This window comes from Sporosarcina contaminans, assembly GCF_042679045.1.
In the GTDB taxonomy this organism is placed as follows: Bacteria; Bacillota; Bacilli; order Bacillales_A; family Planococcaceae; genus Sporosarcina; species Sporosarcina contaminans.
The window spans coordinates 58,489-68,139 of sequence record NZ_JBHTLT010000133.1 but is presented as its reverse complement, the minus strand read 5'-3'; the positions used below and the strand labels follow the sequence as shown (position 1 = coordinate 68,139).

Annotated in this window: 12 protein-coding genes; 2 read left to right on the top strand and 10 right to left on the bottom strand. The window is 41.1% G+C overall.

Translation table 11 applies throughout. The annotated features are described in order from the left end of the window. Nucleotides 1-50: 50 nt before the first annotated feature. Nucleotides 51-902 (bottom strand): stage II sporulation protein P, encoded by an 852-nt coding sequence (gene spoIIP, locus ACFQ38_RS18250; RefSeq protein ID WP_381482716.1) that lies wholly within the window; start codon nucleotides 900-902, stop codon nucleotides 51-53. Between the two features lie 43 nt (nucleotides 903-945). Next, the gene (gene gpr / locus ACFQ38_RS18245) at nucleotides 946-1,995 is read right to left on the bottom strand and encodes a GPR endopeptidase (protein WP_381482714.1); all 1,050 of its coding nucleotides are present in this window, start codon (nucleotides 1,993-1,995) and stop codon (nucleotides 946-948) included. 166 nt (nucleotides 1,996-2,161) lie between these two features. On the opposite strand from gpr, the gene rpsT reads away from it, so the two are divergent. Then, nucleotides 2,162-2,413 (top strand): 30S ribosomal protein S20, encoded by a 252-nt coding sequence (gene rpsT, locus ACFQ38_RS18240; protein ID WP_336822595.1) that lies wholly within the window; start codon nucleotides 2,162-2,164, stop codon nucleotides 2,411-2,413. A 54-nt stretch (nucleotides 2,414-2,467) separates the two neighbouring features. Here rpsT and holA read toward each other — a convergent pair whose 3' ends face one another. Beyond that, the gene (holA, locus tag ACFQ38_RS18235; RefSeq protein WP_381482712.1) at nucleotides 2,468-3,472 is read right to left on the bottom strand and encodes a DNA polymerase III subunit delta; all 1,005 of its coding nucleotides are present in this window, start codon (nucleotides 3,470-3,472) and stop codon (nucleotides 2,468-2,470) included. A 148-nt stretch (nucleotides 3,473-3,620) separates the two neighbouring features. Here holA and ACFQ38_RS18230 point away from each other — a divergent pair, with 148 nt between their 5' ends. After that, complete coding sequence (locus ACFQ38_RS18230; protein WP_336822593.1) at nucleotides 3,621-3,758, top strand: YqzM family protein; 138 nt, start codon at nucleotides 3,621-3,623, stop codon at nucleotides 3,756-3,758. A gap of 53 nt (nucleotides 3,759-3,811) precedes the next feature. On the opposite strand, the gene ACFQ38_RS18225 is transcribed toward ACFQ38_RS18230, so the two are convergent. The 7 genes from ACFQ38_RS18225 to ACFQ38_RS18195 all read right to left on the bottom strand — a co-directional run bounded on the left by ACFQ38_RS18225 (nucleotide 3,812) and on the right by ACFQ38_RS18195 (nucleotide 9,645). Continuing rightward, a complete protein-coding gene (locus ACFQ38_RS18225) occupies nucleotides 3,812-6,025 on the bottom strand; it encodes a DNA internalization-related competence protein ComEC/Rec2 (protein WP_381482709.1) in 2,214 nt (737 codons plus the stop codon). Between the two features lie 74 nt (nucleotides 6,026-6,099). Then, nucleotides 6,100-6,666 (bottom strand): ComE operon protein 2, encoded by a 567-nt coding sequence (locus ACFQ38_RS18220; protein WP_336822591.1) that lies wholly within the window; start codon nucleotides 6,664-6,666, stop codon nucleotides 6,100-6,102. Nucleotides 6,667-6,688: 22 nt separating this feature from the next. After that, entirely contained in the window at nucleotides 6,689-7,348 is a 660-nt protein-coding gene (locus ACFQ38_RS18215) for a helix-hairpin-helix domain-containing protein (protein WP_381482706.1), read from the bottom strand. Between the two features lie 66 nt (nucleotides 7,349-7,414). Continuing rightward, on the bottom strand, nucleotides 7,415-8,155 hold the full coding sequence (locus tag ACFQ38_RS18210; protein ID WP_381482704.1) for a class I SAM-dependent DNA methyltransferase: 741 nt from the start codon (nucleotides 8,153-8,155) through the stop codon (nucleotides 7,415-7,417). Then, entirely contained in the window at nucleotides 8,152-8,496 is a 345-nt protein-coding gene (gene rsfS, locus ACFQ38_RS18205) for a ribosome silencing factor (protein WP_336822588.1), read from the bottom strand. Before rsfS ends, ACFQ38_RS18210 begins: the two co-directional genes overlap by 4 nt. 29 nt (nucleotides 8,497-8,525) lie before the next feature. After that, nucleotides 8,526-9,086 (bottom strand): bis(5'-nucleosyl)-tetraphosphatase (symmetrical) YqeK, encoded by a 561-nt coding sequence (gene yqeK, locus ACFQ38_RS18200; protein ID WP_336822587.1) that lies wholly within the window; start codon nucleotides 9,084-9,086, stop codon nucleotides 8,526-8,528. Then, on the bottom strand, nucleotides 9,079-9,645 hold the full coding sequence (locus ACFQ38_RS18195; protein WP_336822586.1) for a nicotinate-nucleotide adenylyltransferase: 567 nt from the start codon (nucleotides 9,643-9,645) through the stop codon (nucleotides 9,079-9,081). The genes yqeK and ACFQ38_RS18195 overlap by 8 nt, the downstream gene beginning before the upstream one ends. Nucleotides 9,646-9,651 lie beyond the last annotated feature (6 nt).

Genomic DNA, 9,651 nt, shown 5'->3' with positions numbered 1-9,651 from the left:
CCACCTGTTCTATTTTAGGGACTTATTGGACAGCCTCAAAACAACATTGCTTATTTACTTTGTTGCTGTGTTTTCTCATTCTCTAACATCGCTGTAGCAGCCTCAGCTATAATCGCTACAGTTCTGTTCAGCTCGTCTTCCGTATTCCCTATGCCTCCCAATTCTATTAAAATGATATTCGGAGACAAATCTTGGTTATACTTTCCATCTACGCCTTGCCCGCCTTTGGGAAGTAAATTTTTTGTAATCCCTGGAATAATTTTATCCATTTCTTTTTTAAGAGTCATCGTTTTGTGCATATTCAATTTATAATTCGCGTGATCGGTGCCCACTACAAAAGATACTTTTGCATACCTTTCTCCTTCATGAACAATCGTTGTTGCTTCAGGGCCAATCGAATCCCGATGAACATCGATTATTAAATCATAATCCTTTTCGCTAATCTTCTGTTTCACGTGCGGTCGTATTTCCTTATATGCCCGCCAATAAGGAATGTTTTTTTTCACCATTTCTTTATTATTGTCTACATCAAGCATATCAGTCTCTACACCGTGTACAATTAATTGATTTTTTAATTTTTCTCCCATCTTCATAACATTTTCCGTTTGATGGGAAACAGCCACTTTTCCATCTGCTGCTTTCGTCATCGGTTCGTACGCTTCCTGTGAATGAGTGAAATATAAAAGCACTTTTGACGGATCTGTCGCATTGTCGACAGGTTTCACTTCTTCTTCTTTGTCTTTCGGCTCTTCCATTATGTTGGAAGCGTACACGATGAATGCGTTTTCTTTGATGATTTTTGCTGATGACATAGTGGATCCTTCCGGTATAAATTGGATGACTACCGGGAAAAGGAATAGAACGAATACAATTACGGACAAAATTTGCATATTTTTTTTCATATGGCATCCCCCCGTCTTCCAACTATATGCGGGGGATGGTAGGTCAATGACTGGATTTAAAGCTTTCAATCCATTGGGTTATGGAACCTGTCAAAGCTTCTGCATATAACGCAACATAAGAATCAATTTCTTTCGGAGAAATAAATGTGTTCAATTCATGTGAAGACAAAACCTCTTCAAACAACTGAACGCGGTCTTCGTGTGGCCATGAAGACCAATCGCCAAAAATCGGAATTAGCTTCGAACGATCGGCCCCTTCCTTTGCCTCATGGAGCCATGGTGAAACGGATAATCTTGAGGAAGGATGTGACTCTTCCTCAATCTTAGAAGCAATGTAGCCAAACAACGTATTAATTGCATCGGCAATTAATACCGGACCATCCACTACTGTCGGGATGCCGATCGCAAGTACGGGACAACCTAACGTCTCCTTCGATATTTCTTTTCTACTATTGCCAACTCCAGAGCCAGGGTGGATGCCTGTATCCGTCAATTGGATCGTTCTGCATAGCCTTGCACTGTCTCTGGCAGCAAGTGCATCAATGACTACTAATAGATCTGGTTTAATTTCCGACACCATTGCTCTTACGAAATCGGCTGTTTCAAGTCCTGTCTGAATCGTAACACCCGGAGAATATACAAACAGCTCACTGCCTTCTTCTGTATCCGAATAGTATTCTGGGACGATATCACGCAAGCGATCCATCGTCAATGGTCCGACTGCATCCGGCGTTACATCTCGGTTTCCAAGACCGATAATTAAAATCTTACCTTCTTTCAAATTCGGCATGTTTTCCGTCAGCTCAATCAGTTTATTTGTTAAGACGGACGCCATTTCATTCAGCCCGGATTCATCGGCAACCGTCATTTTAGGAACGGTTAATGTAATATACGTACCAGCTTTCTTTCCAATCCGTTCCTCGCCTCGCTCATCAATCTTGACAGATGTCAAAACGACCCGTCCATGCCTCTTCTCACTAAAATTTACACCTTCCGATTCTTTCAACGTATCTTTTTCGGATTCCGTCCGATGACGTACCATTTCCTCACTTTCAACAAGTAAGTCTGTCCGATAGAAATCAAATTTTTTCATTCCTTTTCACCTCAATCAATAGCTTGCACGTTGTGTCAAGGAAATATTCTTTGCGTATTTTTATTGCGTTCTGCCTGTCACTTTGCTAAAATATTTATGTTGTAAAGAGATATCCGAATGATATAGGGAAACACTCTTGCCTTACCTGAAATTGGAGGTGAATGAAATGCCAAACATTAAAGGTGCAATCAAACGTGTAAAACAAAGCACTGCAGCGAACGAACACAACTCTCAAATCAAAGCTGCTATGCGTACTGCTGTACGTAAAGCTGATACTGCGATCATCAATAAAGAAGAGAACGCTTCTGAACTTTTGAAAGATGCGGTTAAAAAATTGGACACTGCTGCTCGAAAAGGTCTTATCCATAAAAATACAGCAGCTCGCCAAAAAGCACGTCTTACGAAAAAAGCTCAATAACAAACTTAAGGGGCTGTCCAAAATGGACAGCCCCCTTCGTTTATACAACTCATTTTAAAGCGGCTCCATAAAAAAAACTTCTAATACTCGCTCTCTTTTGCCGCCAGTCGTTTTTAATTTATAATCGATTGCAGCCAATTTCTCCAAAATCAATAAAAGTCGATCCATAGGCGGTACTTGACGATTTTCCATTATAAGTTTGACACGATATGGATGGACATTCAACGTTTTTGCGATTTGCTGTTGCTGGTAACCTTTTTTTGTCAATGACGTGACATGGATCATAAGACGGATTTGCCCAGCTATAAGAGATGTCAACATAATCGGCTCTTCCCCGTTTCTCAATAAGTCATGATAGATGGATACAGTCCGCCTAACATCGCCTCGCATATAAGCTTCCGTCAAACGGAATACATCCATTTCCGGTGTTCTTGGCACTAATAACTCTACAATATCTTTCGTCACTTCTCCTTGACCGTCCATATACATCGCAATTTTGGACACTTCTGCCGATAACATTAATAAATCATTGCCTGCCATATCAACTAAGTATTGTGCAGTTTCTCCGCTTATTTTCACACCATTTGCACTGCATTCTTGCTGTACCCATGTCGTAAGATCCTTTCCTTCTAGCCGGTTTGCCTCGACAACAACTGCCTTCTTCATCATCGATTTTGTTATTTTCAGCCGCTTGTCCAATTTCTCATACGGGGCTAAAAAAACAACTGTTGCAGTCGGGGATGGATGATCAAGCCATTTGTCCAATAAAGCTGTATTTTGTTCAATTTTTTCCTTTTTATCAGGTGCTTTAAGGAATGAAGCATTTTGAGCGATAATGAATTTGCGATCCTCCAAAAAAGGCAGCGTATCCGCTTCTTCAATGACCGATTCTATTGGTGTTTCCGTCATGTCAAAGCGGATGACGGAGTTTTCCTCAATCCCATCTATCGCTTTTATGAGACGCTTAATCGTCGTATCCAATAAATGTTGTTCCAGCCCCGTCAATAAATAAACCGGGGCAATTTTTCCCGCATCTATATCTTTCCAAATCGCATTCATATGTATTCCTCCTGTATATCACCACAACTATTATACATCGTCTATGACTAAATTGTGTCGTTTCCATTGTAAAGGCAATTAAAAACTGTTTCATATGGATTTTTTACGTATTATCATCTATACTATATAAGAATCAGGAGGTGTAGCAATGAATGAGTTCGAACAAGACGTACAGTCTAAACGCAATGACTTAATCGATTCTGGAATGGGCTTCATTGTAGCTTTTATCGCATTTTCTGCAATTTTCGTTATTGCTACAATCATAGACTTCGTCTCACAGCATTAATGTCAAGAAGAACAGACAATGCCTTCCTTCCGCGGAAAAGTATTGTCTGTTTTTCATTTGGCTGAAGTAGAAATGTAGTAATCTCCTCGTTTTACAGTTATTGTGATTGAACCTAATTCTGCTGTTGCAGCTGTAAGAACATCGAATTTATCGAATGTATTGATCACTTCGGCATGAGGATGCCCGTAACGATTATTCCGTCCATACGACAATATTGTTAGTTTAGGTGAGAGCATTTCTATAAACGGCTCTGAACTTGACGTTCTGCTACCATGATGACCCGCTTTCAAAATAAGCCGGGAGCCCCAATCTATTTCTCCGTATGTACGTATAATCCGCTTTTCTCCCTCCACTTCCAAGTCTCCAGTAAATAAAAACGATACGTCCCCTGTTCGCATATATAACACTAAGGAACTATCGTTTCCATTATAATTCCCATTAGGAGGTGATAAATAGATAAAGTCAATATCTAACAGCTTCCAAGCGTTACCTTCTTTCATTGGACGAATCGGGATCCCTTTTTCCTCAGAAATGCGAATGACGTCTTTCATTGTTGGCTCTTGACTGCTTTCAGGCGAAATATGGATTTCTTTTATTTTCAACTCTTCCATAACCTCGTCCGCCCCTTCTATATGGTCGCTATCCGCATGCGTCAGTAATAGTTTGTCAATTTTTGTAATTCCCTTCCCTTTTAAAAACGGAACGACAATATTTCTGCCAATTTCAAATTGATGGTTTGGCGTTTTCCAGTTCGGTTCTCCAAAGGTCACTCTTCCTCCCGTATCAATTACATACACCCCTTTTCGATTCGGCAGTTCGATAATGATGCTATCTCCTTGTCCAACATCTAAAAAAGTAACACGAAGCGAACGATCAGTATATGGTTGCGCTGCAATAAGCAACACAGGTATTACAATCCAGATGATCGCAGGAAACACCTTCTGTTGCTTTTCAAAAGAAACGAAGAAGGTGATAAGGCAAAAAAACGAAATGATAAGCAGGATAGTGGAAGGCCGACCCGGCGTCCACATTTGATAAGGCAAATCTGATAAAAAGATCGTCAATTTGTCAATCCATTCGCGAAATGGCGTATAGAGCAAAAATAGCATATTTGCAATAAAAGGCAGGGCATACGACAGGAATAGCAGAAAAATATTTGCTGGCAAAATGACGAAAGAATAGAGAGGGACGAATAGCAAATTAACAATAAAAGATGATAATGAAATTTCATAAAAGTGGTAAAGAAGAACCGGACATAACGCCAACTGTGTAATGAATGTAACGAGAAACGAATTTCGTAACACTGATGAAGATTGTGATAAGATGTCCGATGAATAGATGAGCGAAAATGCTGCTAAATAGGACAGCTGAAATCCTGGCTGGAATAGGACAAACGGCTCGTAAAGAATGAAAACGGCTGCACTGATCGAAAGCGCATCATCCATTCTCATCTTCACCTTGCCTGTTGCAGTCAAAAGCAAAATGATGGTTACTGAAACTGCCCGCCATACAGAAGGAGCGCCACCCGCAATGACTGCATACAATGGCAGCAAAATGATCATCAACGTATCAACAGTCTCTATTCTTACTGAAAGGCGGATTAATAGATAGCGGATCATCATTGTCAATAAACCGACATGTAGCCCAGAAATTGCGAACAGGTGAGTAATGCCTAAAGTTCTATATCGCTGTGCAGCAGCTTCATCCATCCCGCTACGGTCGCCAATGAGCAATGCTTCCGCTTCCACCTGCAGCGATTCAGGAAAAACCTTTTCAATATGCTGCTTTACACGCCATCTTTGCAATGAAAGCATCTGCATCATCCCTGATCGGTTGTTCACCCCAACCAATTGCTGTGCCTCAAACTGCCCGACCGCTCCATTCATCCGCAAATATTTACCCATATCAAATGAATACGCATGGGAAGGTATCGCTGGCTCCTTATATGAGCCTGTAAATGCAAATTGATAAGATGGCAGATGAGTATGCATAAATCGGTCTTTTTCCTGTTCATCTTCAAACGAATACAAAACGTATACAGTTTCCCCTGTATGCGTTTTACCGAAACCTTTTAATTTACCTCCATCTATTTTCACTTGATCAGAAAAGGTAATGTGAAGCGTTTCAGAAATACTAACTTCTTTGTCAACAGGTAAAATAGAAAGAATATACCAATAGGAAAGAATTGCAAACGTGAATGATAGAATTGGTGTAATCCAATCCTTTCTAAGAAGAAAAATGGGGAGTAAGAAAAGGTTGACGAACAATACGTACGCCGAGCCGTAAGCAGCAAAAGCTGAAACGGCAATCGGCACGCAAATATAAATTAATCGGAAGTTTTTTATTTTATCCCAAATAATTCATCCGCCCTTTTTTGATAAGGGACGAGTTCTTCTGACGATGCACCTAAAGAAGCCATTTGTGAAATCAGCTCATCAATTAATGCTAATTTGTCATCCTTTGCAAAATCGATATTCCTTTCATCAAAAGGGATATGCTGAACCGACACACCGGATTGAGCGAATAATTTCATAGCGTATTCATCGTTTTTGTAATCTGTAGCGTAATAAACATGCTTAATTCCAGACTGGATAATCGCTTTCGAACATTGCAAACACGGAAAATGAGTTACGTAGAGGGATGCCCCTTCTACCGGGCTGCCGTATTTAGCACATTGCAAAAGGGCATTCATTTCAGCATGGATTGTTCGCACGCAATGGTTTCCAACGACATAACAACCATGGTCAATACAATGATCGCCTCCAGAAATGGATCCGTTATATCCGCCCGCAATGATGCGATTATCACGAACGATTGTTGCGCCTACTGTAAGTCTTGTACAAGTGCTTCTGACCGCCAACAAATGGCATTGAGCCATGAAAAACTGGTCCCAAGTAATACGCTCCATATGTATGCCTCCAAACTTATTACTACTTAATTGAAATGAATGGTTCAAGCTTTTCAAATGTCTTTTGCCCGATGCCTGAAACTTCCATGAGCGATTCAGTCGTCTGGAAAGGCCCATGATCCGTCCGATATTGGACTATAGATGCAGCTTTAGAAGGTCCGATGCCTGGCAATGTTGTCAATTCCGACTCATCTGCCGTGTTTATATTCACTTTTCTTTCATCAGAAGAATCACTATTAGAAGGCTGCATCATTTGCATATTATCTGAAAGATCGATTTCTCCTTCTTTCGGAACATAAATATACATTTCGTCAGTTAGCTTCATTGCATGATTCAACACACGGGCATCAGCTTCCGGCAAATAGCCACCTGCGGCTTCAATTGCATCGACTACTCGATCACCTTCTAACAAAGTATAGACGTTCGGGTATTTGACTGCCCCTTGAATATCGATGACGATCTTCTCAGGTTCTGTTATTTCTTTTACTTGTCCATCCAAAACTTCTGTCTGCTCTGCCTCTTCAACAAGGCCAATATTGGAAAGTCCGCTTTCGACAATAAACTCATTGTCTGCCTGTCCACGGGGGAAGAACAGGATGGCGGAAACGACAGCGATTGCTGCAATAGGGGTGATGATCCGACGCCAATTACCGGATAGCCATGTAGAAAACAGTTTGTTCACCCTTTCCCCAAGGCATCCATATGGAGTCACTCCCACTATATAACATTTCTAAGGGAAAAGAAAGATTCATTTACGCACTTGAAAAAAGATTCTTTCACTTTCTTCAGTCGGCGGTTCATCTTCCCAGTCGGCAAAAATGCGTTCAATCGTAAAACCTGCTTTCTCCAACATTTCAACATAGGCAAAAACCGGCATCGTCCGCTGGTGATGTGCTTCATCAAAACGTTTATATAAACCAGACTCCTGTTTTACAAAGAAAGCGATTTCCGAGTATACATCATGATCCGCTTCCCCTTCAAATGTCTCCCATATGTAAGCAATCCGACCGTTATCAAACGTGAAGGGTCCTTCCATGAAAATTTCATCCGTTTTATATGTCGAATGTACATCGAAAAGAAGATGACCATTCGGTTTTAATGCATGATAAATATTTTTAAACGTTTGAAATACTTCTTGTGGATCTGTCACATAATTGAGTGCATCTATTGGTATGACGGCTGCATCATAGATTTCACGCTCATTTATTTCTTGCATCAGCTGTCTCTTAAACGTTATCTCCTGATGATGAGCTGAAGCACGTTTCCTTGCAACAGATAGCATTTCTTCAGAAAGATCGATTCCATCGACCATAGCGCCCGCCTTCGTAAGCATTAAGCTTAGAAGGCCGGTGCCGCACCCGACATCCAATACTTTTTTACCGTCAAGTCCATGAACAGCTTCATCGATCAATTCAACATAAAGGTCATAAGGAATGTCAGACATTAATTCATCATAGACAGCTGCGAATTCTGTGTAAGCGGAGTTCATTGTTCATCCGCCATATTGAGCATTTGTGCATCGCCCCATAACTTTTCCAAGTTATAATAGCCACGCTCATCGCGATGGAATACATGGACAACGACATCCCCTAAATCGACTAAAACCCATCTTCCCGTTTCAAAACCTTCCATACGCTTCACATCAAAACCATTTTCCGCTGCTTTATCGGCAACTTCTCTCGCAATTGCTTGAACTTGTCTTTCAGAGTTTGCATGGCAAATAATGAATTGATCTGCAATAAGGGAAATCCCTTCCATATTAAGAACTACGATATCCTGTCCCTTTTTATCTTCCACTGCGTTATAAGCTGTTTGTAGTAATGTTGTCATTATTTCACGTTTCCTTTCATTGAGGCTGTTCAGTTTGATAGTACATATTCGTTATAGCATTCAAATGAATCCGGAAAAACAGGAACTTGTTTAGATACAAGATATTGAACAGAATGGATAATACATGCTTTCATGCTTTCTTCCAGTGATTTCTCCGCTTCTGTCCTCAATTGCTCGACACCGGGGAATTGCCGATTTGGTTCAATCAAATCCGCAATATAAATCACCTTTTCGATATCGGACATTCCCGCTCTCCCTGTCGTATGATAACGGATCGCATTCAGCACATCCTCATCTGTCACACCGAATTCCTCTTCAGCGATCATCGCTCCTACAGGTGCATGCCATAGCTCGTGATGGTAATGTAAAAGCCTTTCGTCATGCTCGCTCTCTTCCAATTTTTTGCGTAATTTCACAGGCTCCATAAACTTTGCAATATCATGAATTAACGCAGCCTTTTCCGCTTTCTCAACGGAAAGGCCGAATCGGTCTGCAAGTTCAACCGCCGTATGGGCAACTCGTAAAACATGTTCAAATCGGTGGATGGGCAATCTTTTTTTATTTTCTTCAATGAGTCGAGTTCTATCCATACAACTCCTCCTTGCGAATGAATGCTTCCACTCCGTTTGGCAAAAGGAAACGGACTGGACCACCTTCAGCAAAGCGCTTGCGAATAAGTGTAGATGATAAATCGATTTCCGGAATGTTTACTTTGACAATCGGAAATGTTGTTTCACCATTCGAATCCGGCCGATCCACCCCGACGAATGTGACAAGCTTCAAAAGTTCATCGATGCGATGCCACTGAGGCAATATGTCAATCATATCACCGCCAATAATGAAAAAAAATTCATTGCTTGGCTCCATTTCTTTCAAGGCTGCCATCGTATCATACGTATACGATACACCACCACGATCAACTTCAAAAGAAGAGCAAGTTAATCCATCCACGTGTTCCACAGACATCTCGACCATCCGCAATCGCTGCTCAGGCGATGCATCATTCGGATTCATTTTATGTGGGGGAATAGCAGTCGGCATTAAACGGATTTCATCCAATTGAAGCGCATGCCTCACTTCATCTGCAATGAGCAGATGGCCGATATGCGGCGGATTGAATGTGCCGCCCAATATTCCGATCCGTTTCATGGAACC

Coding starts and splice junctions, on each gene's coding strand:
- rsfS (WP_336822588.1), bottom strand. CDS start 8,496: ATGACAACATTACTACAAACAGCTTATAACGCAGTGGAAGATAAAAAG.
- yqeK (WP_336822587.1), bottom strand. CDS start 9,086: ATGGATAGAACTCGACTCATTGAAGAAAATAAAAAAAGATTGCCCATC.
- ACFQ38_RS18220 (WP_336822591.1), bottom strand. CDS start 6,666: ATGGAGCGTATTACTTGGGACCAGTTTTTCATGGCTCAATGCCATTTG.
- ACFQ38_RS18230 (WP_336822593.1), top strand. CDS start 3,621: ATGAATGAGTTCGAACAAGACGTACAGTCTAAACGCAATGACTTAATC.
- gpr (WP_381482714.1), bottom strand. CDS start 1,995: ATGAAAAAATTTGATTTCTATCGGACAGACTTACTTGTTGAAAGTGAG.
- ACFQ38_RS18195 (WP_336822586.1), bottom strand. CDS start 9,645: ATGAAACGGATCGGAATATTGGGCGGCACATTCAATCCGCCGCATATC.
- holA (WP_381482712.1), bottom strand. CDS start 3,472: ATGAATGCGATTTGGAAAGATATAGATGCGGGAAAAATTGCCCCGGTT.
- rpsT (WP_336822595.1), top strand. CDS start 2,162: ATGCCAAACATTAAAGGTGCAATCAAACGTGTAAAACAAAGCACTGCA.
- spoIIP (WP_381482716.1), bottom strand. CDS start 902: ATGAAAAAAAATATGCAAATTTTGTCCGTAATTGTATTCGTTCTATTC.
- ACFQ38_RS18210 (WP_381482704.1), bottom strand. CDS start 8,155: ATGAACTCCGCTTACACAGAATTCGCAGCTGTCTATGATGAATTAATG.